This is a genomic window from Pseudomonas guangdongensis, from assembly GCF_900105885.1.
Classification (GTDB): domain Bacteria; phylum Pseudomonadota; class Gammaproteobacteria; order Pseudomonadales; family Pseudomonadaceae; genus Geopseudomonas; species Geopseudomonas guangdongensis.
The window spans coordinates 3136136-3159226 of record NZ_LT629780.1 but is presented as its reverse complement, the minus strand read 5'-3'; the positions used below and the strand labels follow the sequence as shown (position 1 = coordinate 3159226).

General features: G+C 70.8%; 21 protein-coding genes. 12 read left to right on the top strand and 9 right to left on the bottom strand.

Annotated features, from left to right (window positions below; genetic code table 11):
- Positions 1-254 precede the first annotated feature (254 nt).
- The gene (locus BLU22_RS14695; protein ID WP_090216035.1) at positions 255-2945 is read right to left on the bottom strand and encodes an HAD-IC family P-type ATPase; all 2691 of its coding nucleotides are present in this window, start codon (positions 2943-2945) and stop codon (positions 255-257) included.
- Between the two features lie 44 nt (positions 2946-2989).
- Complete coding sequence (locus tag BLU22_RS14690) at positions 2990-3754, bottom strand: 4-hydroxy-tetrahydrodipicolinate reductase (RefSeq protein WP_090216032.1); 765 nt, start codon at positions 3752-3754, stop codon at positions 2990-2992.
- A 429-nt stretch (positions 3755-4183) separates the two neighbouring features.
- Between BLU22_RS14690 and BLU22_RS14685 the strand changes: the two genes are divergently transcribed.
- The 4 genes from BLU22_RS14685 to BLU22_RS14670 all read left to right on the top strand — a co-directional run bounded on the left by BLU22_RS14685 (position 4184) and on the right by BLU22_RS14670 (position 8931).
- Positions 4184-5101: an AAA family ATPase gene (locus BLU22_RS14685; RefSeq protein WP_090216029.1), complete on the top strand. Its 918-nt coding sequence runs from the start codon at positions 4184-4186 to the stop codon at positions 5099-5101.
- The gene (locus BLU22_RS14680) at positions 5101-6060 is read left to right on the top strand and encodes a DUF58 domain-containing protein (RefSeq protein WP_090216026.1); all 960 of its coding nucleotides are present in this window, start codon (positions 5101-5103) and stop codon (positions 6058-6060) included. The genes BLU22_RS14685 and BLU22_RS14680 overlap by 1 nt, the downstream gene beginning before the upstream one ends.
- Entirely contained in the window at positions 6057-8075 is a 2019-nt protein-coding gene (locus tag BLU22_RS14675; protein WP_269457632.1) for a transglutaminase TgpA family protein, read from the top strand. The genes BLU22_RS14680 and BLU22_RS14675 overlap by 4 nt, the downstream gene beginning before the upstream one ends.
- 91 nt (positions 8076-8166) lie before the next feature.
- Positions 8167-8931, top strand: coding sequence for a CHAD domain-containing protein (locus BLU22_RS14670; RefSeq protein WP_090216024.1), 765 nt, complete (start codon positions 8167-8169; stop codon positions 8929-8931).
- Here the strand turns inward: BLU22_RS14670 and BLU22_RS14665 are convergent.
- A complete protein-coding gene (locus BLU22_RS14665; protein ID WP_090216021.1) occupies positions 8923-9726 on the bottom strand; it encodes a TatD family hydrolase in 804 nt (267 codons plus the stop codon). The two genes, BLU22_RS14670 and BLU22_RS14665, sit on opposite strands and share 9 nt — an antisense overlap.
- Before the next feature lie 98 nt (positions 9727-9824).
- Here BLU22_RS14665 and BLU22_RS14660 point away from each other — a divergent pair, with 98 nt between their 5' ends.
- Positions 9825-11213 (top strand): MltF family protein, encoded by a 1389-nt coding sequence (locus BLU22_RS14660; RefSeq protein WP_394327556.1) that lies wholly within the window; start codon positions 9825-9827, stop codon positions 11211-11213.
- Between the two features lie 8 nt (positions 11214-11221).
- Here the strand turns inward: BLU22_RS14660 and greB are convergent, their stop codons facing one another.
- The 3 genes from greB to BLU22_RS14645 are packed head-to-tail and all read right to left on the bottom strand — an operon-like array spanning position 11222 to position 14926.
- Positions 11222-11719 (bottom strand): transcription elongation factor GreB, encoded by a 498-nt coding sequence (gene greB, locus BLU22_RS14655; RefSeq protein WP_090216018.1) that lies wholly within the window; start codon positions 11717-11719, stop codon positions 11222-11224.
- A 22-nt stretch (positions 11720-11741) separates the two neighbouring features.
- Positions 11742-14249, bottom strand: a complete 2508-nt coding sequence (locus BLU22_RS14650; protein WP_090216016.1) for an ABC transporter permease — start codon at positions 14247-14249, stop codon at positions 11742-11744.
- Positions 14249-14926, bottom strand: coding sequence for an ABC transporter ATP-binding protein (locus BLU22_RS14645; RefSeq protein ID WP_090216013.1), 678 nt, complete (start codon positions 14924-14926; stop codon positions 14249-14251). Before BLU22_RS14645 ends, BLU22_RS14650 begins: the two co-directional genes overlap by 1 nt.
- Positions 14927-14936: 10 nt before the next feature.
- On the opposite strand from BLU22_RS14645, the gene BLU22_RS14640 reads away from it, so the two are divergent.
- The 3 genes from BLU22_RS14640 (at position 14937) to BLU22_RS14630 (ending at position 17025) form a co-directional block, all read left to right on the top strand.
- Entirely contained in the window at positions 14937-15542 is a 606-nt protein-coding gene (locus BLU22_RS14640) for an arylesterase (RefSeq protein WP_162274143.1), read from the top strand.
- A 61-nt stretch (positions 15543-15603) separates the two neighbouring features.
- Complete coding sequence (locus BLU22_RS14635; RefSeq protein WP_090216007.1) at positions 15604-15885, top strand: hypothetical protein; 282 nt, start codon at positions 15604-15606, stop codon at positions 15883-15885.
- 189 nt (positions 15886-16074) lie between these two features.
- Positions 16075-17025, top strand: a complete 951-nt coding sequence (locus BLU22_RS14630) for a L,D-transpeptidase family protein (protein WP_090216005.1) — start codon at positions 16075-16077, stop codon at positions 17023-17025.
- Between the two features lie 143 nt (positions 17026-17168).
- Here the strand turns inward: BLU22_RS14630 and BLU22_RS14625 are convergent, their stop codons facing one another.
- Positions 17169-17420 (bottom strand): Lpp/OprI family alanine-zipper lipoprotein, encoded by a 252-nt coding sequence (locus BLU22_RS14625; RefSeq protein WP_090216002.1) that lies wholly within the window; start codon positions 17418-17420, stop codon positions 17169-17171.
- A gap of 300 nt (positions 17421-17720) precedes the next feature.
- On the opposite strand from BLU22_RS14625, the gene BLU22_RS14620 reads away from it, so the two are divergent.
- Positions 17721-18011, top strand: a complete 291-nt coding sequence (locus tag BLU22_RS14620) for a GNAT family N-acetyltransferase (RefSeq protein WP_090216000.1) — start codon at positions 17721-17723, stop codon at positions 18009-18011.
- Positions 18012-18072: 61 nt separating this feature from the next.
- On the opposite strand, the gene BLU22_RS14615 is transcribed toward BLU22_RS14620, so the two are convergent.
- Positions 18073-19149: a 3-deoxy-7-phosphoheptulonate synthase gene (locus BLU22_RS14615; protein WP_090215997.1), complete on the bottom strand. Its 1077-nt coding sequence runs from the start codon at positions 19147-19149 to the stop codon at positions 18073-18075.
- A gap of 268 nt (positions 19150-19417) precedes the next feature.
- Between BLU22_RS14615 and BLU22_RS14610 the strand changes: the two genes are divergently transcribed.
- The gene (locus BLU22_RS14610) at positions 19418-20371 is read left to right on the top strand and encodes a putative 2-dehydropantoate 2-reductase (RefSeq protein ID WP_090215994.1); all 954 of its coding nucleotides are present in this window, start codon (positions 19418-19420) and stop codon (positions 20369-20371) included.
- Between the two features lie 135 nt (positions 20372-20506).
- A complete protein-coding gene (gene cysB / locus BLU22_RS14605) occupies positions 20507-21481 on the top strand; it encodes an HTH-type transcriptional regulator CysB (RefSeq protein ID WP_090215992.1) in 975 nt (324 codons plus the stop codon).
- A gap of 61 nt (positions 21482-21542) precedes the next feature.
- Here cysB and BLU22_RS14600 read toward each other — a convergent pair whose 3' ends face one another.
- Positions 21543-22277 (bottom strand): phosphoadenylyl-sulfate reductase, encoded by a 735-nt coding sequence (locus tag BLU22_RS14600; RefSeq protein ID WP_090215989.1) that lies wholly within the window; start codon positions 22275-22277, stop codon positions 21543-21545.
- A gap of 185 nt (positions 22278-22462) precedes the next feature.
- Between BLU22_RS14600 and thrH the strand changes: the two genes are divergently transcribed.
- Entirely contained in the window at positions 22463-23080 is a 618-nt protein-coding gene (thrH, locus tag BLU22_RS14595) for a bifunctional phosphoserine phosphatase/homoserine phosphotransferase ThrH (protein WP_090215986.1), read from the top strand.
- Positions 23081-23091 lie beyond the last annotated feature (11 nt).

Sequence of the window (23091 nt, the reverse complement as noted above, 5' to 3'; positions counted from 1 at the left end):
CCACGCGATCGCAGTCGGGTGCTGCTGCCCTCCACTTCAAGGCGCCGCCACACCAGGAGGCCGCTACAGGGCATCGCCTGGTATGGCGGCGCTCGTGTGCTTGAACAACCCATGCGCCGGTTCCGGTCGCGCGCGCAGGCTTCGTCCGCATAGGCCGCCGCTCGCGCATGTCGCCGTCCGCCACGCAAAACGCCGTTTCCCCGGGCGGGGAAACGGCGTTTTTGTGCAGGCGCAGCGCGTCGGCGCGCGGGCCGTCAGGCCTCGCGGCGCAGCAGGCGGCCGAGCAGCCACTTCTCCAGCTCGACCAGCACCAGCACCGCCAGTCCGGCGCCGATCACCCAGCTCCAGCCGCCGGCATCCAGCGCCGCGGTGCCGAACAGCTCCTGCAGCGGCGCCCAGTGGCTGAATGCCAGTTGCAGCGGCAGCAACAGCAGCACCATGCCCCAGACCATCGGGTTGTCGCGCAGGCCGAAGGCGGCCGGCGCGTGCAGGCGGCGGGCGCAGAACAGGTAGCCGATCTCGCCGGCGACCAGCGCGTTGACCGCCAGGGTACGGCACACCTCCAGCGCCAGCCCCTGGCTCTGGGCGTAGAGGAACAGGCCGAGGCTGGCGGCGGTGAGCAGCAGCGAGACGAACAGGATGCGCCACAGCACCAGGGCGGACAGCAGCGGCTGCGCCGGGTCGCGCGGCGGGCGGCGCATCAGCTCGCCCTCGGCCGGCTCGAAGGCCAGCGCCAGCGCCAGGGTCACCGCGGTGATCATGTTGACCCAGAGGATCTGCAGCGGGGTGATCGGCAGGGTCAGGCCCAGGGCGATGGCCGCCAGCAGCACCAGCGCCTGGCCGCCGTTGGTCGGCAGGATGAACAGGATCGACTTCTTCAGGTTGTCGTAGACGGTGCGGCCCTCGGCCACCGCGTGGGCGAGGGTGGCGAAGTTGTCGTCGGCCAGCACCATCTGCGAGGCCTCCTTGGCCGCCTCGGTGCCCTTGATGCCCATGGCGATGCCGATGTCGGCGCGCTTGAGCGCAGGGGCGTCGTTGACCCCGTCGCCGGTCATCGCCACCCGTGCGCCATTGGCTTGCAGGCGCTCGACCAGGCGCAGCTTGTGCGCCGGGCTGGTGCGGGCGAACACCGAGGTATGCGGCAGGCGCTCGTCCAGTTCGCGGTCGTCGAGGCGATCCAGATCGGCGCCGGTCAGCGGCGCGCCGCCGGCCAGGCCGAGGCGCTCGGCGATCACGCTGGCGGTGGCGGCGTGGTCGCCGGTGATCATCTTCACCGCGATGCCGGCGTTGCGGCAGTCGGCGATGGCGGCGATGGCTTCCTCGCGCGGCGGGTCGAGCATGCCGACCAGACCGAGGAGGATGAAGTCGCCCTCCAGGTCGGCGTAGTCCAGCAGACTCTGCGGCGCCTGCAGCGGTCGCATGGCGATGCCCAGCATGCGCAGGCCGGCGCTGGCGCCCTGCTCGATGCGGCTGTGCCAGAGGCGCAGGTCGAGGGGCTCGGCGCTGCCGTCGCGCCACTGGCGGTTGCACAGTTCGAGCGCCCGCTCCGGAGCGCCGAACAGGTAGATCAGCCCGTGCCCGGCGTGGTCGTGGTGCAGGCTGGCGGTGGCGCGCAGCTCGGGACTGAAGGGAATGGCGTCGATGCGCGGCAGGCGCGCCTGTTCATGCGCGCTTTCCAGGCCGAGCTTGCCGGCCAGGGTGAGCAGGGCGGCGGCGGTGGGGTCGCCGCTGATCTGCCAGCCCTCGGTGCTCTCGCGCAGGCTGGCGTCGTTGGCCAGCAGGCCGGCGCGGGCCAGCTCCAGCAGGTCGGGGAACTGCTGCGGGTCGCACACCTCGCCGGCGTGGCGCAGCTCGCCGCAGGGGGCGTAGCCGACCCCGCCGATGGCGTAGTCGCCCTGGGCGGTGAATACCCGTTGCACGGTCATCTCGTTGCGGGTCAGGGTGCCGGTCTTGTCCGAGCAGATCACCGTCACCGCACCGAGACTCTCCACCGCCGGCAGGCGGCGGACGATGGCGCGGTGGCGGGCCATGCGCTGCACGCCGAGGGCGAGGACGATGGTCAGCACCGCCGGCAGACCTTCGGGGATCGCCGCCACGGCCAGGCCGACCGCGGCCATGAGCATTTCCTCGGCCGAGTAGCCGCGCCACAGCACGCCGATGGCGAAGGTCAGCACGGCGAGGCCGACGATGAGCAGGGTCAGCTGGCGGGCGAAGCGCTGCATGTCGGCCAGCAGCGGAGTGAGCAGGCTTTCCACCGTGCCGAGCAGGTGGCTGATGTTGCCCAGTTCGGTCTGCGTGCCGGTGGCCACCACCACGCCGCTGCCGCTGCCGGCCACCACCAGGGTGCCGGAGTAGGCCATGCCGTGGCGGTCGCCGAGGCTGGCCTGGTTGTCCACCGGCGTGCAGCGCTTGCCGGCCGGCAGCGACTCGCCGGTGAGCATCGCCTCGTCGATGCGCAGGTCGCGGCAGTCGAGCAGGCGCAGGTCGGCCGGCACCCGGTCGCCGGCGTCGAGCAGGACGATGTCGCCGGGCACCAGCTGTTCGGCCGGCAGTGTCTGGATCACGCCGTTGCGGCGCACCCGGCATTCCAGGCTGAGCAGCCCGCGGATCGAGCGCATGGCCTGTTCGGCCTTGCCTTCCTGGACGAAACCGACCACGGCGTTGATCAGCACCACGCCGAGGATCACCGCGCTGTCCAGCCACTCGCCGAGGGCCGCGACCAGCACCGCGGCGGCCAGCAGCACGTAGATCAGCAGGTTGTGGAACTGCAGCAGCAGGCGCTGCAGCCAGCCCTTGCCGGGCGCCTCCGGCAGGCGGTTGGCGCCGTGGCGCTCCAGGCGCCGCTGCGCCTCGGGACCCTCCAGCCCGGCGCAGCTGCTGTGCAGTGCATCCAGGCACTCCTGGCCGTCGCGGGCGTGCCAGTTCGATGGGGTGGGCGAGGACATGGTGCAACTCCTTGTAAGCGGGGCCGGTTGCGCGGCCAGGGCGTTCAGCCGCTGGCCGCCTTGTCGTAGAAGTAGGGTTCGAGCAGGTCCTGCATGCTGTAGAAGCCCGCTTCGCGCTGCAACAGGTTGCGCGCGGCGAACAGCACGCCGTTGCCGAAGGCCTCGCGGGCGATCGACTCGTGGCTCAGGCGCACGGTCTGGTAGGGGAAGCCGAAGAGGATCTCGTGGCGGCCGACGATGCCGCCGGCGCGGATCGACTTGATGTCGTCGCTGCACTTGTCGAGGCTCTCGGCGATCACCTTGGCGGTGCCGGAGGTTTCCGGCTTGCTGGCGAAGTGCTCTTCGATGATCTCGATGTCGGCGTCGGGGGCGATCTGCTTGAGGATCTTCGCCGCGAGGATCAGGAAGTTGATCCCCAGGGTGATGTTCGGCGACCAGAGGATGCGCGTGTGCTGCCCCAGCGCCTGGAGCTGGGCGATGCGCTCCTCGGGGTAGTGGGAAATTGCGCTGATGATGGCGATGCCGCGCCGCCCGGCCTCCTCGGCGTACAGCTCGATGCCGTCGCTGGAGGAGAAGTCGATGATCAGGTCGACCGGCTGGCGTTCCAGCAGCTCGTCGATGCGCAGTTCGTCGCGGCCGAAGAGGGTCGCCGGGTTGTTCGACTCCACGCCGAGGCACTCGGCGGCGGAGCGGTGCCCGGGGGTGGCCGAGCCGCGGATCACCCATTCCAGGGTGGTGTCGCTGCTGTTGAGCAGCACGCTGGCGACGGACTTGCCCGTGCGCCCAAAACCTATGAGTCCAACTTTCAATGTACCTACCTCGGATTTCTGATTGTTGTCGTCCGAATACGCAGCGTCTCCCGAATCGATGAAGGGATTGTGGCGGGGTGGAAAAGTGGACTCCGTTTGCCGGTCTTTGCCTGCCCGTTGCCCGATGATGCCCTCCGGATCGCTGTACGGGCGCATCGATGCGCCCGAAACTTACCGCAGCGGCGCCGCCAGCGTCCATGCGCGCCGCCCCGCGCCGGCGCCGCGAGTCGCCCCGCGCGCGGCCGCCCGATGGCCGGCAGCCCCCGTCCTCTGCGGGCTGCGGCGTACGGGGCGGATGTAATATCCGGAAATAAAACCGGCACCGCGCGGCGCCGGCGGGCGCCGAAGCGTGCGGACGTCGCTTGGTTGACGCGGCGCCGGGCAGTACGATCGCCGGCCAAGCGAAACGGTCGAGACAAGGAGTGGACGATGCGCAGCCAACTGGAACGTTGCCTGGGGGAAATCAACCGGGTGCTGCTGGGCAAGGAGCGCCAGGTGCGCCTGGCCCTGGCCTGCCTGCTGGCGCGCGGGCACCTGCTGCTCGAAGACCTGCCGGGGATGGGCAAGACCACCCTCAGCCATGCCCTGGCGCGGGTGCTGGGGCTGAGCTACCAGCGCATCCAGTTCACCTCCGACCTGCTGCCCGGCGACATCCTCGGCACCTCGGTGTTCGACCGCGACAGCGGGCAGTTCAGCTTTCATCCCGGGCCGATCTTCGCCGAACTGGTGCTGGCCGACGAGATCAACCGGGCCACCCCGAAGAGCCAGAGCGCGCTGCTGGAGGCCATGGAGGAGCGCCAGGTGACCATCGAGGGTGCGACCCGGCCGCTGCCCGAGCCGTTCTTCGTCATCGCCACCCAGAACCCCAGCTGTCAGGGCGGCACCTTCGCGCTGCCCGAGTCGCAGCTCGACCGCTTCCTGATGCGCATCGCCCTCGGCTACCCGGCACGCGCCGCCGAGCGCGCCCTGCTGCTCGGCGCCTCGCGGCGCGAGCTGCTGCCGCAGCTGGAGCCGGTGCTCGATCCCCGCGCCCTGGCCGCGCTGCAGGCCCAGGCGGGCGCCGTGCATGTCAGCGAGGCGGTGGTCGACTACATCCTGCGCCTGGCCGAAACCACCCGCAGCCAGCCGTCCTTCGCCCTCGGCCTGTCGCCGCGCGGCAGCCTCGGCCTGCTGGCGGCGGCGCGCGCCTGGGCGCTGCTGGCCGGGCGCGACTACGTGATCCCCGAGGATGTCCAGGCAGTGCTGCCGGCGGTGGCCGGACATCGCCTGCGCGATGCCGCCGACCCCGCCGGCCACGGCGGCGGCGCGCTGGTGCAGGGTCTGCTGCGCGACGTGGCGCCGCTGTGATGGCCGGGGCGGGCAAGCTCTGGCGCGACGGCCGCTGGCTGCAGCGGCGCATCCCCGCCGCACGCCAGGTACGCCTCGGCGCGCGGAGCATCTTCATCCGTCCGAGCGCGGCCGGCTGGCTGTTCGCCGTCGGCTGGCTGGCGCTGCTGCTGGTGGCGATCAACTACCGCAACAGCCTGGCCTACGCCCTGTGCTTCCTGCTGCTGTCGCTGGCGCTGGTGGCGATCCTGCACACCTGGCGCAACCTGGCCGGCATCGAGCTGGCGGCCGGCGAGGCGCCGCCGGTGTTCGCCGGCGAGCGCGCGCTGCTGCGCGTGCGCCTGCAGAGCGGCGGGCGCGCCCATCACGGCATCGAACTGGGCTGGCCGCCGGCGCCCTTGCTGCGCGCCGACGTGCCGGCGGCCGGCAATGCCGAGATCGATCTGAGCCTGGCCACCGTACGGCGCGGCTGGCTGGCGGCGCCGCGCCTGCGCGTCGAGACGCGCTTCCCCCTCGGCCTGTGGGTGGCCTGGAGCTGGGTCGACCTGCAGCTGGCGGTGCTGGTCTATCCGGCGCCGCTGGCCGGCGAGTGGCAGGCGGCGCTCGGCGGCGGCGAGGAGGGTGGTCGTGCCCTGGCTCGTGACGGGGTCGACGATTTCCAGGGGCTGCGTCCCTACCAGCCCGGCGACTCGCGGCGGCGCCTGCACTGGAAGGCCTGGTCGCGCGGCCAAGGTCTGCTGGTCAAGGACTTCGCCGCCCTGCGCGGCGACGATCCCTGGCTGGACTTCGAGGCGCTGGACGGCGAGCGCGAGGCGCGCCTGTCGCTGCTCTGCCATGGCGTGCTGCAGCTGGCGGCGCGCGGCAAGACCTTCGGCCTGCGCCTGCCCGGCGTCAGCCGCGCGCCCGGCACGGCGAGCGTGGAGCAGTGCCTGCGCGACCTGGCGCTGTTCGAGCGCGGCGCGGCGGAGCGGGCGTCGTGAGGCGCCGCCTGGCCGCGTGGCGGGCGCAGGTCCGCCAGGCCCCGCCGCTGCCGCGGGTCGCGCTGCTCTGGCTGCTGGTGGCGCAGGTGCTGGTGATCGCCCCGCACCTGCGCCACCTGCCGCTGTGGATCAGCGGCCTGTGGCTGGTCTGCGCCGCCTGGCGGGTGCAGGTGCTGCGCATGCGCGCCGGCTTCCCAGGCGCCTGGAGCAAGGCGGCCATGGTGCTGGCCGCCGCCGCCGGGGTCTATAGCGCCCACGGTTCGCTGTTCGGCCTGGAGGCCGGGCGCGCCCTGTTGCTGGCCACCTTCGTGCTCAAGCTGGTGGAGCTGAAGACCCGCCGCGACGGCCAGGTGGCGATCCTGCTCGGCTTCATCGCCGTGGGGGTCGGCTACCTGTTCGACGACAGTCTGCCGGCGGCGCTGTACAGCCTGCTGGCGGTGCTCGCCCTGCTTGCCGCGCTGCTCGGCCTGCAGACCTCGCCGCTGGTCGAGCGGCCCTGGCCGACCCTGCGCCTGGCCCTGCTGTTGGTGCTGCAGGCGGCGCCGCTGGCGCTGCTGCTGTTCCTGCTGGTGCCGCGCCTCGAACCGCTGTGGCGCCTGCCGCAGAACGGCCTGCAGGCGCGCAGCGGACTGTCCGAGAGCATGGCGCCGGGGGAGATCGCCGAGCTGGGGCTGTCCGATGCGCTGGTGCTGCGCGCCCGTTTCGAGGGGCCGCCGCCGCCGCGCGCGCAGCTCTACTGGCGGGCGCTGACCTACGAGGCGTTCGACGGCCAGCGCTGGTCGCAACTGCCCGAAGCGGCCTGGTCGGATACGCCGCGGTGGCAGCCGCGCGGCCCGCGCCTGGACTACAGCATCGTCCTGGAACCCAGCGGCCGGCCCTGGCTGCCGGCGCTGGACAGCGCCTACAGCGCCCAGGCGGAGATCCGCCAGAAGGGCGACTTCCGCCTCGAACATGCCCGCCCCGTCGAGCAGCGCCTGCTGTATACGCTGCAGTCCTGGCCCGAGGCGCGCCGCGAGGCCGCCGGCAGCCCGCGGCTGGCCGCGGCGCTGCAGCTGCCGGCGAGCGGCAATCCGCGCGCGCGGGCCTGGGCGGCGCGGCTGCGCGCGCAGCACGGCGACGATCCGCAGGCGCTGGCCGCGGCGCTTTTGGGCTACTTCGCCGAGCAGTCGTTCGCCTACACCCTGCGCCCGACGCCGGCGGCCGGTGACAGCATCGACCACTTCCTGTTCGACAGCCGGCGCGGCTTCTGTGCCCACTACGCCGGAGCGATGGCCTTCGTGCTGCGCGCCGCCGGGGTGGCGAGCCGGGTGGTGGCCGGCTACCAGGGCGGCGAGGTCAATCCCGACGGCCAGCATGTGCTGGTCCACCAGTTCGACGCCCACGCCTGGGTCGAGTACTGGCAGCCGGGATTCGGCTGGCGCAGCGTCGACCCGACCTTCCAGGTGGCGCCGGCGCGCATCGAGCTGGGGCTGGAGCAGGCCTTGCCGGAGGGCGAGGCCTTCCTCGCCGAGACCCCGCTGTCGGCGCTGCGCTATCGCCACGTGGCCTGGCTGAACGAGCTGCGCCTGTCCTGGGATGCCCTCAACCACGCCTGGCAGCGTCAGGTGCTGGGCTATCGCGGCGACACCCAGATGCAGCTGCTGCGCCGCCTGTTCGGCGACCTGCAGCACGGCCAGCTCGCAGCCCTGATCCTCGGCGGCACACTGGCCGTGCTGGCGCTGCTCGCCCTGCTGCTGCTCAAGCCCTGGCGGGTCGAGCGCGACGGTCAGCGCCGCCTATACCGGCGCTTCGAGCGTCTGCTGGCGCGCCAGCGGCTGTACCGTGCGCCCGGTGAGGGGCCGCGCGACTTCGCCGAGCGCGCGGCGCGCGCGTTGCCGGCTCAGGCGGCGGCGATCCTCGCCTTCGCCCAAGCCTTCGAGGCGCAGCGCTACGCCGCCGCGCCGCGCTCTGCCGTGACGCTGCGCCAGCGGCTGGACGAGCTGCGGCGCAGCCTGCGTCGCGTGGGGCGTGCCTGAGCCGGCGCCGGCCCGAGCGGGCGGGCCGCCCGGCGTCCTGCTGGTATGCTGGGCGAGGCGAGATTCCCGACGACACAGAAGGAGAGGCGCAATGTCCGCTTTGCTCGATCGTCTGATCCACCGTTCCATCGCTCTTGAAGTGGCCCTGCTGGCGGCCCGCGCGCGATTGCAGGCGCGCACCGACGGCGAGGCGCTGCACGACCTGCGGGTGGCGGTGCGGCGGTTGCGCAGCCTGCTGCGCCCGCTGCGCGGGGTACCCGGGGTGGAGACCCTGGAGGCGCTGTCCGGCGCCTTCGGCCGCCAGTCCGGACCGCTGCGCGACGTCGAGGTGCTGGCCGAGGAACTGCAGCGCCGTGGCCTGGAAGCGCTGGCCGTGCAGCGGCGCGGCACGCTGGAGGCGGGCTACGACGAACTGCTGGCCGCCCCCGAGCTGGCCCGCCTGCGCCAGGCGCTGGGGCTGTGGCCGGGACTGCTGCGCGAGGCCGAGCGCGAGGGCGCCCTGCGCGGGCTGGGCAAGCGCCTGCAGCGGCGCCTGCAGCGCCAGGTGCTGCGGCTGCGCGAGGGGCTGGCCGACCCGGCCCACGACCGCCATCGGCTGCGCATCCTGGTCAAGCGCGTGCGCTACGCCGCCGAGGCCTGGCCGCGGCAGCTGCAGGTGCAGGGCGAGGGCCTCAAGCTGGCCCAGGCCGCCCTCGGCGACTGGCACGATCGCTGGCAGTGGTGCCAGCGCACCGCCGTCGATGCCGCGCTGGCGCCCTGTCTGGCGCAGTGGCAGGCCGAACTGGAGCAGGCGGCGCTGGCCGCCGATGCGGCGCTGGCGCAGCTGCAGCGCGATCTGGACGGCGCCTCAGACTGAGGGCAGGGCGAAGAAGGCCCGCGCGCTGGCGGTGCTGTGGGCGGCCAGCTGCTCGGCGGACTCGCCGCGATGGCGGGCCACCTCGTCGAGCACCTCGACCAGGAACGCCGGCTCGTTGTGGCCGTGCCTGGGTCGCGGGCGCAGGGTGCGCGGCAGCAGGTAGGGCGCGTCGCTTTCCAGCATCAGGCGGCCGGCGGGAATCTCGCGCACCAGCGGATGCAGGTGGCTGCCGCGGCGCTCGTCGCAGATCCAGCCGGTGATGCCGATGTGCAGGTCGAGGTCGAGGTAGGCGTACAGCGCCGCCTTCTCGCCGGTGAAGCAGTGCACCACCGCGCCCGGCAGGCGGTCGCGGTAGTGGCGCAGGATCGCCAGCAGGCGCACGCTGGCCTCGCGCTCGTGGAGGAACACCGGGCGCTGCAGTTCGCAGGCCAGCGCCAGCTGCTCCTCCAGCGCCTTCTCCTGCTGCGGGCGCGGCGAGAAATCGCGGTTGAAGTCCAGCCCGCATTCGCCGACCGCGCGCACCTGCGGCTCGGCCAGCAGCGCGCGCAGCTGGCGGGCGCTGTCGGCGTGCCACTGGCTGGCTTCGTGGGGATGCAGGCCGGCGGTGGCGAACAACCGCTGTCCCTCGGGGTCGAAGGCGCGGCACAGCGCCAGCGCCGCTTCGCTGTCCTCCGCCGAGGTGCCGGTGAGCACCATCTGGCACACGCCGGCGTCCCGGGCGCGCTGCAGGAAGGCCTCGGTGTCCCTGGCAAATGAGCCATGAGTCAGATTGACGCCGATGTCGATCAGTTGCATGGTGCTGCACCCGTTGGCTGGCCGAATGCCCGGTCGGGAATTCGAGATTGACGAAAAAGAGCCTATTTAACCGCAACCGCGCCAGTAACGGCAGAACCCTGCCGGCGCTCTGGCTGTGCGCCTGCCTGGCGCTGCTCGGCCTGCTGCTGGCGCCGCTGGCCCAGGCCCGTCTGCCCGGCCCGCCGGAAGGCTGGGAGGGCCACACGCGGGTGCGCGACCTGGCGGCGGTGCGCGCCAGCGGGCAGTTGCGGGTGCTGGTCAACCAGAGCCGCAACAGCTCGGGCGAGGTGCGTGGCGAGCCGATCGGCGTCGAATACCGGCGCCTGCGCGCCTTCGAGCAATACCTCAACCGCGGCGCGCGCGACGGCCGCGAGGTGCGCCTGAAGCTGATCCCCCTGCCCAAGGAGCAACTGCTGCCGGCGCTGCTGCGCGGCGAGGGCGACCTGGTGGCGCCCGGCGAGCTGCTGGCGGTGCGCCGCGGCCAGGCGGTCAGCGCCAGCGCGCCGCTGCTGGCCCGGGTGCCGCTGGTGGTGGTCAGCCGCCAGGGCAACCGCCGCTACGCCACCCTCGAGCAACTGGCCGGGCGCAGCCTGGCGCTGCCGGCCGGCAGCGCCGCCCGCGAGGCGCTGCAGGGCTTCAACGCCGGACGCAAGACGCCCATCGTCGCCGACTGGCTGGACCCCAGCCTGGCGGTGGAGGACGTGCTGGAGATGGTCCAGGCCGGCATCCTGCCGATGACCGCGGTGGAGCTGCCGATCGCCGAACGCTGGGCGCGGGTCTGGCCGAAGCTGCGCATCGACCGCCACCTGCAGCTGGCCACGGAGGGCGGCATGCACTGGTTCGTGCACCGCGAGGCGCCCAACCTGCGCGCCGGCATCGACCGCTTCCTGCGCGAATACCGCGCGCCGGCCAACCAGGACGCCGCCTTCCAGCGGGTCTACCGGCGCCTCTACAAGGTCCACAACCCGCTCGGCCGCGTCGAGCTGCAGCGCCTGGCGCGGGTGCGCGCGACGCTGATGAGCCATGCCCGCGCCGCGGATCTCGACTGGCTGCTGCTGGCCGCGCTGGCCTTCAAGGAGTCGACCCTCAACCCCGCCGCGCGCGGCGCCGGTGGCGCCACCGGGCTGCTGCAGATCACCCCGGCGGCGGCGCGCAGCGTCGGGGTCCACAACCATGCCAGCCTCGACGGCAACGTGCAGGCCGGCACGCGCTACCTGGCCATGCTGCGCCGGCGCTTCTTCGCCAGCAGCCAGCTCAACGAGCGCGAGCGCATGGCCTTCGTCCTCGCCGCCTACAACCTCGGCCCGCAGCGGGTGCAGAGCCTGCGCGCCGAGGCGCGGCGGCGCGGGCTCAATCCCAACCAGTGGTTCTTCCAGGTCGAGCGGGTGGCGGCCGAGCGCCACGGCATGGGCGTGGTCAGCTACGTCAACAGCATCAACAAGTACCAGCTGGCCTTCGCCCGCGAGCGCTACCGGCTGGAGCCCTGAGCCTCGGCTCAGGGATAGTCGATGGCCACCACGTACCAGCTGCGCTCGCCAGCCGGGGTCTGCACCCGCACCTCGGCATCCAGCGGTTTGCCGACCAGCGCGCGGGCCAGCGGCGAGTCGATGCTGATCAGGTTGTGCTTGAGGTCCAGTTCGTCGGGGCCGACGATGCGGTAGCGGGCCTGCTCGCCGTCCTCGTCCTCGAGGGTCACCCAGGCGCCGAAGTACACCTTGCCGGGGTCGGCCGGCCGCTCGCCCACCACCTTGAGGGCCTCCAGGCGCTTGCGCAGGAAGCGCACGCGGCTGTCGATCTCGCGCAGCATCTTCTTGCCGTAGGTGTATTCGGCGTTCTCCGAACGGTCGCCCTGGGCGGCGGCCTCGCTGACCGCCTGGGTGACCTGCGGGCGGCGCACGTTCCACAGTTCGTGCAGTTCGGCGCGCAGCCGCGCCTCGCCTTCGGGGGTGATCAGCGGGGTGCCGGCGGGGCGCGGCGGACGATATCGGCTCATCGAGCGACTCCGGTACGGGGGATCAGGATTCGCGCAGCACCGCCAGCGGACTGGCGCTCAGCACGCGGCGGGTGCCCAGCAGGCCGGCGCCGGCGACCAGCGCCGCGCCCAGCGGGGGTAGCAGGAGCAGTTGCGGGTGGAGCTGCCAGGGCATGTCGAAGACCAGCCGGTAGAGCAGGGCGCTGACCAGCTCGCAGCCCAGTGCGGCGAGCAGGCCGCTGGCGGCGCCGAGCACGGCGAATTCGCCCAGGCGCGCGCGCTGCAGCAGGCGGCGCTCGGCGCCGAGGGCGCGGAGCAGGGCGCCCTGGCGGGTGCGCTCGTCGAGGGTGCTCTGCAGGCCGGCGAGCAGCACCGCGAGGCCGGCGGCGAGCACGAACAGCAGGACGAACTCCACCGCCAGGCTGACCTGGGCGAGGATGCTGCGCAGCTGGGCGAGCAAAGCGTCGACCTGCAGCAGGGTGACCGCCGGGAAGGCGCGGGCCAGCTCGACCAGCTCCCGCTCGCGGCTGGCCGGCAGGTGGAAGCTGGTCAGGTAGGTGACCGCGATGCCGGCCATGCTGGACGGCTCGAAGACCATGTAGAAGTTGGGCTGGAAACTGTCCCAGTCGACGCTGCGCAGGCTGGCGACCCGCGCCTCCAGCGCCTGCCCGCCGATGTCGAAGCCGAGCCGGTCGCCGACGCCGACACCCAGGCTCTCGGCCAGCTTGGCCTCGATGGACACCGCCGGGCCGTGTCCGGCCGGCAGCGTATCCCACCACTGGCCGGCGAGCAGGCGGTTGTCGGCGGCCAGTTCGTGGCTCCAGGTCAGGCTCAGGTCGCGCTGCACCGCCCGCTCGCCGCGCGACTCCTTGCTGACGTGCTGGCGCACCGGCTCGCCGTTGATGCTGACCAGCCGGCCGGGGGCGACCGGGTAGAGCGGCGCGCGGCGCGCCGAGAGCGCGGCCAGGCGCGCGGCGAAGGCCTCGCGCTCGTCGGGCAGGATGTTCAGGGCGAAGTGGTTGGCGGCGTCGGCCGGCAACTGGCGCTGCCAGTCGTCGAGCAGCTCGCTGCGCAGCAGCAGCACCAGCGCCATGGCCAGCAGGATCAGGCCGAAGGCCAGCGACTGGCCGGCGGCGGCCAGCGGGTGGCGCAGCAACTGGCCGAGTCCCAGGCGCCAGGCCAGTCCGGCGTTGGCCAGCAGGCGGCGCAGGCCGCGCAGGGCCAGCAGCCACAGGCCGCCGAGCAGCAGGCAGGCGAGCAGGCCGCCACCGAGCAGGGCGAGGGTCAGCCACAGGTCCAGGCTCAGCCACCACATCAGCAGGCCCAGCGCCAGCAGCGCGCTGGCGTAGGCGGCCAGGCTGGACAGCGGCACCGGCTGCAGGTCGCGGCGCAGCACGCGCAGCGGCGCCACCCGGCCCAGCGCGGCCAGCGGCGGCAGGGCGAAGCCGGCCATGGCGACCATGCCGACGGCGACGCCGAGCAGCGCCGGGCGCCAGCCGGTCGGCGGGATTTCGGCCGGCAGCAGGCCGCCGAGCAGGTGGAACAGGGCGAGCTGGGCGAGGCTGCCGAGCAGCACGCCGGCCAGGCTGGCGGCCAGGCCGAGCAGCAGCACCTGCAGGGCGAACAGGGCGAGCGCCTGGCGACGGGCCAGACCCAGGCAGCGCAGCAGGGCGGCCAGGTCGTAGCGGCGGCTGGCGAAACGGCTGGCCGACAGCGCCACCGCGACCCCGGCGAGCAGCACCGCGGCGAGGCTGGCCAGGCCCAGGTAGCGCTCGGCGCGCTGCAGCGCGCCGCCGATCTGCCGGCTGCCGTCGCGAGCATCCTGCAGGCGCTGGTGGGCGGCCAGGCGGCCGTCGAGCGCCTGCCGATAGGCCGCCAGCTGCGCCGCCTCGCCGCGCCACAGGGTGCGGTAGGCGACCCGGCTGCCGGGCTGCACCACGCCGGTGGCGTCCAGGTCGGCGAGGTTGATCAGCAGGCGCGGGGTCAGGCTGTAGAAGTCGCCGGCGCGGTCCGGCTCGTAGGTCAGCACGCGGCTCAGGCGCAGGCGCTGGCGGCCGACCTCGACGACGTCGCCGACCTTCAGGTCCAGCGCGGTCAGCAGGCGGCTTTCCGCCCAGGCCTCGCCGGGCGCCGGATGGCCTCCGGGCTGTTCGGCGGCGAAGGGGTGCGCGGCACTGCGCAGCTGGCCGCGCAGCGGGTAGCGCGCGTCGACCGCCTTGACGCTGGCCAACTGCAGGGCCTGTTCGCTGGCGATCACGCTGGAGAACTCGACCGTGGCGGCTTCCTGCAGGCCGAGGCGCCGGCCGGCGTCGAGCTGGTCCGGCTGTGCCGGACTGCTGCCGCGCAGCACCAGGTCGGCGCCGAGGAATTCGCCGGCGCGCAGCAGCATGGCGCCGTTCAGGCGTTCGGTGAAGTGGCCGATGGCGCTGCTCGCCGCCACGGCGATCAGCAGGGCGACGAACAGCACGCGCAGTTCGCCGGCGCGCGCCTCGCGGCGCAGCTGGCGCAGGGCCAGGCGCAGCAGATGGAGGAAGGACAGCGGCGCGCGCATCAGGCCTCCGGCACCAGGCGGCCGGCCTCCAGGCGCAGCTGGCGCCGGCAGCGGGCGGCGAGGCGGGCGTCGTGGGTGACCAGCACCAGGGTGGTGCCGCGCTCGCGGTTGAGCTCGAAGAGCAGCTCGATGATGCGCTCGCCGGTCTGGCTGTCGAGGTTGCCGGTGGGCTCGTCGGCGAACAGCAGGTCGGGCTCGCCGGCGAAGGCGCGGGCCACCGCCACCCGCTGCTGCTCGCCGCCGGACAGCTGGCGCGGGTAGTGGCCCAGGCGCTGGCCGAGGCCGACCCGTTCGAGCAGCGCGACGGCGCGGCTGCGGGCGTCGCGGCGGCCTTCCAGTTCCAGCGGCAGCATGACGTTCTCCGTGGCGGTGAGGCTGTCGAGCAGCTGGAAGGACTGGAACACGAAGCCGACATGCTCGGCGCGCACCCGGGCGCGCTGGTCCTCGTCGAGGCGGCCGAGCGGCTGGCCGGCCAGCACCACCTCGCCGCCGCTGGGCAGGTCGAGTCCGGCGAGCAGGCCGAGCAGGGTCGACTTGCCCGAGCCCGAGCGGCCGACGATGGCCAGCGAGTCGCCGCGGGCCAGCTCCAGGGAGAAGGCGTCGAGGAGGGTCAGTTCGCCTTCCGGGCCGGGGACCACTTTGCTAAGGTGGCTCGCAGAGAGAATGCTGGCGCTCATGGGGAGTCCGATGGCTATGAAGTGGTTGGGGACCGGCCTGCTGTGGCTGCTGCTGGCCCAGCAGGCGATGGCCGGCACGCTGCTGGTCGTCGGGGATAGTATCAGCGCGGCTTTCGGGCTGGAAACTCGCCAGGGCTGGGTCAGCCTGCTGGATGACCGGCTGCGCGAGCAGGCGCCGCAGTGGCAGGTGGTCAACGCCTCGCGCAGCGGCGAAACCAGCGCCGGCGGGCGGGCCCGCCTGCCGGAGTTGCTGGAGCGCCATGCACCGCAGCTGCTGCTGATCGAGCTGGGCGGCAACGACGGCCTGCGCGGCCAGCCGCCGGCACAGCTGCAGGCCAACCTGGAGGCGATGATCGCGCAGGGGCAGGCGGCCGGCGCGACGGTGGTCCTGCTCGGCATGCAGCTGCCGCCCAACTATGGCGAGCGCTATACCCGCGCCTTCGCCCAGGTGTACCGCGAGCTGGCCGCGCGGCGCGCGGTGCCGCTGGTGCCGTTCTTCCTGGAGGGTGTGGGCGGCGTGCCGGCGCTGATGCAGGGCGACGGCATCCACCCCAACGCCGCTGCGCAGCCGGTGCTGCTGGAAAATCTCTGGCCGACCCTCGCGCCGCTGCTCTGAGGCTTTTCCCGTCCGGGGCTTTCGGCTAAGGTTGCGCGCCGTCGCCCCGGAGCCCCTCTCGATGTCCCGCCATAGCTGGTCCCTGTACGCCTACCGACTGCTGGTGCCCAACGAACAGCTCGACCTGTTCGCCTGCCAGGAGGTGCGCCTGCATGTGGTGGCCCGGCAGCTGGAGCTGGACGATGCGGGCGACCATACCCTGTGCGGCAGCCTGCTGCCGGCGCAGCCCCTGTGGATGGATCTGGATCGCGCGGTGCTCAAGGACAACCGGCTGTGCTCGGTGTGCCTGCAGCGCCTGCGCGCCGAGCGCCATGGCTTGCCGCGGGACTGGCCGCTGCGCTGAGTCCGCAGGAGGACTCTGCGCAGCGTCGCTGTGCGTTCCGGAGGCGCCTTGACGGGCTGCTATCGGCCCTCCCGCAACACTGCACCGACTGCTGCATGGGACGGTTCTGCGCCGAGAGACGATAGGACTCCCCGTGGCCGGGGCGCCGATGTACAATAATTGACCACCCAAAATACTCAGGAACTTCCGATGTTGCCGCGCGCTTTTGCCGTTCGTCCGCTGTTGGCCTCGTTGTCCGCCCTGCTGCTGGCCGCGCCGGCCATCGCTCTGGAGCTGCCGCTGCCGCCGCCCGGCGAAGATGTGGTCGGCCAGGTGCAGGTGATCAAGGCCAAGTACGAAGACACCTTCGCCGACCTCGGTACGGCGAACGACCTCGGCTATCTGGAAATGGTCGCCGCCAACCCGGGCGTCGATCCCTGGCTGCCGGGCGAGGGCAGCGAGGTGATCCTGCCGACCCGCTTCATCCTGCCGCCGGGGCCGCGCGAAGGCATCGTCATCAACCTGGCCGAGTACCGCATGTACTACTTCCCGAAAGGCCAGAACGTGGTGCACACCTTCCCGCTGGGCATCGGCCGCGAGGGCTGGAACTCGCCGATCGCCAACACCACCATCACCGGCAAGTTCCCCAACCCGACCTGGATTCCGCCCAAGTCGATCCGCGAGGAACATGCCGCCGAGGGCGACATCCTGCCGGCGATCTTCCCGCCGGGTCCGAACAATCCGCTCGGGCCGTTCAAGTTCACCCTGGGGACGGCGGGCTACCTGATCCACGGTTCCAACAAGAAGTTCGGCATCGGCATGCGGGTCAGCCACGGCTGCTTCCGCATGCTCAACCACAACGTACTGGAGCTGGCGAAGATGGTACCGGTGGGTACCAAGGTGCGGATCATCAACGAGCCGTACAAGTTCGGCATCAGTGGCGGCAAGGTCTACCTGGAGGCCCATGCGCCGCTGGACGACACCGGCGAGGCCTCGGTGGTCGACAAGCATGCGCAGGTGATCAACACCCTGCTCAAGCGCAACGACCTGGGCGGCGAGCAGAGCCTGGACTGGGAAGTGGTCCGCGAGGTGGTGGCCGCCGAAGACGGCATCCCGGTGGAGATCGCCCCTTCGCGAGAGGCCGTGGCCAGCGCGGAATGATCCCGCGCCGTGACTGGCTCGACGAGGCCCGTGGCAGCGCTGCTGTCGCGGGCCTCGTCGCTTGAGGGCGACGCGTTTTGCAGGCATGAAAAAGCCGGCCCCGAGGGGCCGGCTTTTTCACAAGTGCCAGATCCGGGGATCTATTACTTGCGGCTGGCTTTTTCCAGCATGCGCAGGGCGCGCTCGTTGGCTTCGTCAGCGGTCTGCTGAGCCTTCTGAGCGGCGGCCAGAGCTTCGTCAGCCTTGTTGTAGGCTTCGTCGGCACGAGCCTGAGCGCGGGCAGCGGCGTCTTCGGTAGCGGTCAGACGGGCTTCGGTTTCTTTGGACATGCTGCTGCAACCGGTAGCCAGGATGGCGGCCAGGGTCAGAGCGGAAATTTTCAGAACGTTGTTCATCGGTGTTCCCCTTAAGGTGGACTTTCCATGATGCGATTCCCCATACCGGGAAACCTGCTGCTGTACATGGTACTCATAAGTTCTAGTAAGTAAATGTGCCGACCGCCTGTCTTGGCTTTTTTTTTGCCGGGGACACTGCAAGGTCGACAGCTGTGCAAAAAGTAGCCAGTATTGGCGCCGATGCGGACACTGCCTGGCCGCCCAGCGGCGGGGTCGAGTTTGGACAGCCGCGCCCGGGCTTTGCTAATGTTCAAGACTCGGGTGGAACGCCATGAGCAGCGCAGCGAGGGGAGAGTCGAGATGAGCGAGTCATTGTCCATTGAAGTCCAGCACGATCCGGCGGGCAAGCAGTTCGCGGTGACTGTGGATGGCCATCGGGCCTACCTGTCCTACATGGATCTGGGCAAGCAGACCATCGACATCTACCGCACCTATGTGCCGGACAGCCTGCGCGGGCGCGGCGTCGCCGCGGCGTTGACCGAAGAAGCCCTGCGTTTCGCCGAGGCGATGGGCTATACGGTCATACCGTCCTGCTCCTATGTGGAGCGCTACATGGAGCGCCGCCAGGGCAGCGTCGCCCGCGAGGCGTGAAAACCAGAAACGACAAGGCCGGGCAAGATGCCCGGCCTTGTCGTTTCTGGCGTGTGCAGCCTCAGCCGCGCTGGCGCTTGGGCAGCACGTCCTTGAGCTTGGCATGCATGCTACGCAGGGCCTTCTCGGTGGTGTTCCAGTCGATGCAGGCGTCGGTGACGGACACCCCGTACTTGAGCTCGCCGAGATCCTTCGGAATCGACTGGCTGCCCCAGCCCAGGTGGCTTTCCACCATCAGGCCGATGATCGAGTTGTTGCCTTCGAGGATCTGGTTGGCGACGTTGTCCATCACCAGGGGCTGCAGCGCCGGGTCCTTGTTGGAGTTGGCGTGGCTGCAGTCGACCATGATGTTCGGGCGGATGCCGGCGCGGGTCAGTTCCTGCTCGCAGAGCGCCACGCTGACCGAATCGTAGTTGGGCTTGCCGTTGCCGCCGCGCAGCACCACATGACCGTAGCGGTTGCCCTTGGTGGTGACGATGGACACCTGGCCCTGCTGGTTGAGGCCGAGGAAGCGGTGCGGGCTGGAAACCGACTGCAGGGCGTTGATCGCCACGGTCAGGCTGCCGTCGGTGCCGTTCTTGAAGCCGACCGCCGAGGACAGGCCGGAAGCCATCTCGCGGTGGGTCTGCGACTCGGTGGTGCGCGCGCCGATCGCCGACCAACTGATCAGGTCCTGCAGGTACTGCGGGGAGATCGGGTCGAGCGCCTCGGTGGCGGTCGGCAGGCCCATTTCGGCCAGGTCGCTGAGCAACTGGCGACCGATGTGCAGGCCGTCCTGGATCTTGAACGAGTCGTCCAGGTAGGGATCGTTGATCAGGCCTTTCCAGCCCACGGTGGTGCGCGGCTTCTCGAAGTACACGCGCATGACCAGGAACAGGGTGTCGGACACCTCGGCGGCCAGCACCTTGAGGCGCTCGGCGTATTCGTGGGCGGCCTTGACGTCGTGGATCGAGCAGGGGCCGACCACCACGAACAGGCGGTGGTCCTTGCCGTCGAGAATGTCGCGGACGACCTGGCGCCCCTGGCTGACGGTGCGCATGGCCAGTTCGGTGAGGGGCACTTCGTGCTTGAGCTGTGCGGGAGTGATCAGCGCCTCGTTGGAGGCGATGTTCAGGTCGTCGATCGGTAAATCAGCCATCGTGTTGCTACTCGCGTGTTCACGGATGCCGTCCGCCAGTCGGGCCCGTGGCGGAACGCAGCAGGATAGGTCAACGGGGTGTCCGAACCTTAACCTGTCCGGCAGGCGCTTCACAATAAAGACTTTCGGGTTTGCCGGCCGCGGCGCCGGGCTGCTGCGGGCGCGCCGCCCGTGCGCGACGGACGAATCCCGGCATCGCCGCTTGCCTGCCCGGCGTCCGGCGCAGGATAGTGCGCGCTTCGTCCTTTTCCGCGTTGGAGAGCAGTCCATGAGCGCAAGTCCACGTCCGCGCATCGGCATCATCGGCACCGGTGCCATCGGAGGGTATTACGGTCTGATGCTGGCGCGCGCCGGCTTCGAGGTGCACTTCCTGCTGCGCAGCGAATACGCCGCGGTGGCCCGCGAGGGGCTGCGCGTGCGCCACGCCCAGCTGGGCGAGCTGCACCTGCCGCAGGTCAACGCCTGGTGCGAGGCGGCGGCGATGCCGGCCTGCGACTGGCTGCTGGTCGGTGCCAAGAGCACGGCCAATGCCGAACTGGCGCCGCTGATCGTGCAGGCGGCGGCCGCGGATGCCAAGGTGGTGCTGCTGCAGAACGGCCTGGGCGTCGAAGAGGCGCTGCGGCCGCTGTTGCCGGACTCGCTGCACCTGCTGGGCGGGCTGTGTTTCATCTGCGCGCATCGCGAAGCGCCGGGGGTGGTGGTGCATCAGTCCCAGGGCGTCTGTAACCTCGGCTATCACAGCGGCCCGGCGGACGAGGCGCAGCGCCTGGCGCTGCTGGAGCAGGGGGTCGCCTGGCTGCGCGAGGCGGGTATCGAGTCCGCGCCGATCGCCGATCTGGCCCAGGCGCGCTGGCAGAAGCTGGTGTGGAACGTGCCCTACAACGGCCTGTCCGCGCTGCTCGGCGCCTCGACGCGGCTACTGATGGCGCAGGCCGACAGCCGCGCCTTGCTGCTGGCCCTGATGGAGGAGGTGGTGGCCGCCGCCGAGGCGGCCGGGGCGCCCTTGCCGGCGAACTACCCGCACAAGCTGCTGGCCTACACCGACCGCATGCCCGACTACCTGCCGAGCATGTACCACGATTTCGCCCAGCGCCGGCCGGCCGAACTGCAGGCCGTCTATGCCGCGCCGCTGGCGGCCGCCGCGGCGCTGGGCGTCGAGATGCCGCGCGTGCGCATGCTGTATCAGGCGCTATCTTTCCTGCAGGCGCGCGCGCAGGGCTGAAGCGCGCGGCGGAGCGGATAGCGGCGGGCATACAGATGTTGATTTTTCGTCTAAGATCACTCTTATTGTGCGCCTCGTGGTTATAAGTGGCGTCGGGCGGCAGCGCTCCGGATTCTTCCGTTTCGAGGGTTTTCCATGAAACTTCAGCAACTGCGTTACATCTGGGAAGTGGCCCACCACGACCTCAACGTCTCCGCCACGGCGCAGAGCCTGTACACCTCGCAGCCGGGGATCAGCAAGCAGATCCGCCTGCTGGAAGACGAGCTGGGGGTCGAGGTGTTCGCCCGCAGCGGCAAGCACCTGACCCGGGTGACGCCGGCCGGCGAGCGGATCATCGAGACTGCCGGGGAAATCCTGCGCAAGGTCGAGAGCATCAAGCAGATCGCCCAGGAGTTCTCCAACGAGAAGAAGGGCACCCTGTCGATCGCCACCACCCACACCCAGGCGCGCTATGCGCTGCCCGAGGTGATCAGTGCGTTCATCCAGCAGTACCCGGATGTGGCCCTGCACATGCACCAGGGCACGCCGACGCAGATCGCCGAGATGGCCGCCGACGGCACCGTCGACTTCGCCATCGCCACCGAGGCGCTGGAGCGCTACGGCGACCTGGTGATGATGCCCTGCTACCGCTGGAACCGCTGCGTGATCGTGCCCCAGGGTCATCCGCTGGCGCGTCTGCCCAAGCTGACCCTGGAGGCGCTGGCCGAATTCCCCATCGTCACCTACGTGTTCGGCTTCACCGGCCGCTCCAAGCTCGACGAAGCCTTCAGCCATCGCGGCCTGGAGCCCAAGGTGGTGTTCACCGCCGCCGATGCCGACGTGATCAAGACCTACGTGCGCCTCGGCCTGGGCGTCGGCATCGTCGCGCGCATGGCGGTCGACCCGGAGCAGGACAAGGATCTGGTGGTGCTCGACGCCAGCGAGCTGTTCGAGCCGAGCGTGACCAAGATCGGCTTCCGCCGCGGCACCTTCCTGCGCGGCTTCATGCTCGACTTCATCGAGCGCTTCGCCCCGCACCTGAGCCGCGAGCGGGTGCTCGACGCGGTGCAGTGCCGCAACAAGGCCGAGCTGGACGAGCTGTTCGCCGACGTGCAGCTGCCGACCTACTGAGCCGCGCCCTGAAACGCAAAAGGCCCGACGCTTGCGTCGGGCCTTTTGCTTGGCGCTGGCCTCAGTTGCGCGCGATCAGGTTGCCGGCGTGCAGGCCGCACTCCTTGTGGGTGGCTTCCTCCCACCACCAGCGGCCCTCGCGCTCGTGCTGGTTGGGCAGCACCGGGCGGGTACAGGGCTCGCAGCCGATGCTGATGTAGCCCTGCTCGTGCAGCGGGTTGTAGGGGATCTCCAGCATGCGGATGTAGCCCCAGACTTCCTCGCTGCTCATGTTGGCCAGCGGGTTGAACTTGTACAGCGGCTTGTCGGGCGCGGAGAAGGCGCCGTCCAGCTCCAGCACTGCCACCTGGCTGCGGGTGCCGGGGCTCTGGTCGCGGCGCTGGCCGGTGGCCCAGGCGCTGACGCTGGCCAGCTTGCGCTTGAGCGGCTCGATCTTGCGGATGCCGCAGCACTCGCCGTGGCCATCCTTGTAGAAGCTGAACAGGCCCTTCTCGCGCACCAGCGGTTCGAGCAGGCGCGAATCCGGCGACAGCACCTCGATCTGGATGCCGTAGTGCTCGCGCACCTGCTCGATGAAGCGGTAGGTCTGCGCGTGCAGGCGGCCGGTGTCGAGGCTGAACACCCGGACGTTCTTGTTCAGCTTCCAGGCCATGTCCACCAGCACCACATCCTCGGCGCCGCTGAAGGAGATCCACAGGTCGTCGCCGAAGTGCTCGAAGGCGAGCTTGAGCACCTCCTGGGGGGACTTGTCGGCGTAGGCGGCCGCCAGGGCGGCAACATCGAAGGTCTGGCTCATCGGGCTATTCCGCTTCTTCTAATAGGGGGAAGGCTGGCGGCATGGTAGCAGCTCGCTATTTATGCGTATAAATAACCAAATAGCCGTGTGCAGCTTTTAAATGGATATAAGGCGCCGTTGCGCTGGATCGGACAACTCGCTAGAGTGCCGCCTTTCTTTCTGTCCGTCTCACCGAGGAGTGCCCCGTGGAAATCGCCTGCCTTGATCTCGAAGGTGTACTGGTCCCGGAAATCTGGATCGCCTTTGCCGAAAAAACCGGAATCGACGCGCTCAAGGCCACCACCCGCGACATTCCCGACTACGACGTGCTGATGAAGCAGCGCCTGCGCATCCTCGACGAGCACGGCCTGAAGCTGCGTGACATCCAGGAAGTGATCGCCACCCTCAAGCCGCTGGACGGCGCGGTGGAGTTCGTCGACTGGCTGCGCGAGCGCTTCCAGGTGGTGATCCTCTCCGACACCTTCTACGAGTTCTCCCAGCCCTTGATGCGCCAGCTCGGTTTCCCGACCCTGCTGTGCCACAAGCTGATCACCGACGAGACCGACCGCGTGGTCGACTACCAGCTGCGCCAGAAGGATCCCAAGCGCCAGTCGGTGATCGCCCTGAAGAGCCTGTACTACCGGGTGATCGCCGCCGGCGACTCGTACAACGACACCACCATGCTCAGCGAGGCCCACGCCGGCATCCTGTTCCATGCCCCGGACAACGTGATCGCCGAGTTCCCGCAGTTCCCGGCGGTGCACACCTACGAGGACCTCAAGCAGGAGTTCCTCAAGGCGTCGGTGCGCGAGCTGAGCCTGTAAGCGCAGGACGG

Coding starts and splice junctions, on each gene's coding strand:
- BLU22_RS14600 (WP_090215989.1), bottom strand. CDS start 22,277: ATGAGCCAGACCTTCGATGTTGCCGCCCTGGCGGCCGCCTACGCCGAC.
- greB (WP_090216018.1), bottom strand. CDS start 11,719: ATGAGCCGATATCGTCCGCCGCGCCCCGCCGGCACCCCGCTGATCACC.
- BLU22_RS14665 (WP_090216021.1), bottom strand. CDS start 9,726: ATGCAACTGATCGACATCGGCGTCAATCTGACTCATGGCTCATTTGCC.
- BLU22_RS14650 (WP_090216016.1), bottom strand. CDS start 14,249: ATGCGCGCGCCGCTGTCCTTCCTCCATCTGCTGCGCCTGGCCCTGCGC.
- BLU22_RS14640 (WP_162274143.1), top strand. CDS start 14,937: ATGGCTATGAAGTGGTTGGGGACCGGCCTGCTGTGGCTGCTGCTGGCC.
- BLU22_RS14685 (WP_090216029.1), top strand. CDS start 4,184: ATGCGCAGCCAACTGGAACGTTGCCTGGGGGAAATCAACCGGGTGCTG.
- cysB (WP_090215992.1), top strand. CDS start 20,507: ATGAAACTTCAGCAACTGCGTTACATCTGGGAAGTGGCCCACCACGAC.
- BLU22_RS14695 (WP_090216035.1), bottom strand. CDS start 2,945: ATGTCCTCGCCCACCCCATCGAACTGGCACGCCCGCGACGGCCAGGAG.
- BLU22_RS14620 (WP_090216000.1), top strand. CDS start 17,721: ATGAGCGAGTCATTGTCCATTGAAGTCCAGCACGATCCGGCGGGCAAG.
- BLU22_RS14645 (WP_090216013.1), bottom strand. CDS start 14,926: ATGAGCGCCAGCATTCTCTCTGCGAGCCACCTTAGCAAAGTGGTCCCC.
- BLU22_RS14635 (WP_090216007.1), top strand. CDS start 15,604: ATGTCCCGCCATAGCTGGTCCCTGTACGCCTACCGACTGCTGGTGCCC.
- BLU22_RS14625 (WP_090216002.1), bottom strand. CDS start 17,420: ATGAACAACGTTCTGAAAATTTCCGCTCTGACCCTGGCCGCCATCCTG.
- BLU22_RS14615 (WP_090215997.1), bottom strand. CDS start 19,149: ATGGCTGATTTACCGATCGACGACCTGAACATCGCCTCCAACGAGGCG.
- BLU22_RS14610 (WP_090215994.1), top strand. CDS start 19,418: ATGAGCGCAAGTCCACGTCCGCGCATCGGCATCATCGGCACCGGTGCC.
- BLU22_RS14630 (WP_090216005.1), top strand. CDS start 16,075: ATGTTGCCGCGCGCTTTTGCCGTTCGTCCGCTGTTGGCCTCGTTGTCC.
- BLU22_RS14680 (WP_090216026.1), top strand. CDS start 5,101: ATGGCCGGGGCGGGCAAGCTCTGGCGCGACGGCCGCTGGCTGCAGCGG.
- BLU22_RS14670 (WP_090216024.1), top strand. CDS start 8,167: ATGTCCGCTTTGCTCGATCGTCTGATCCACCGTTCCATCGCTCTTGAA.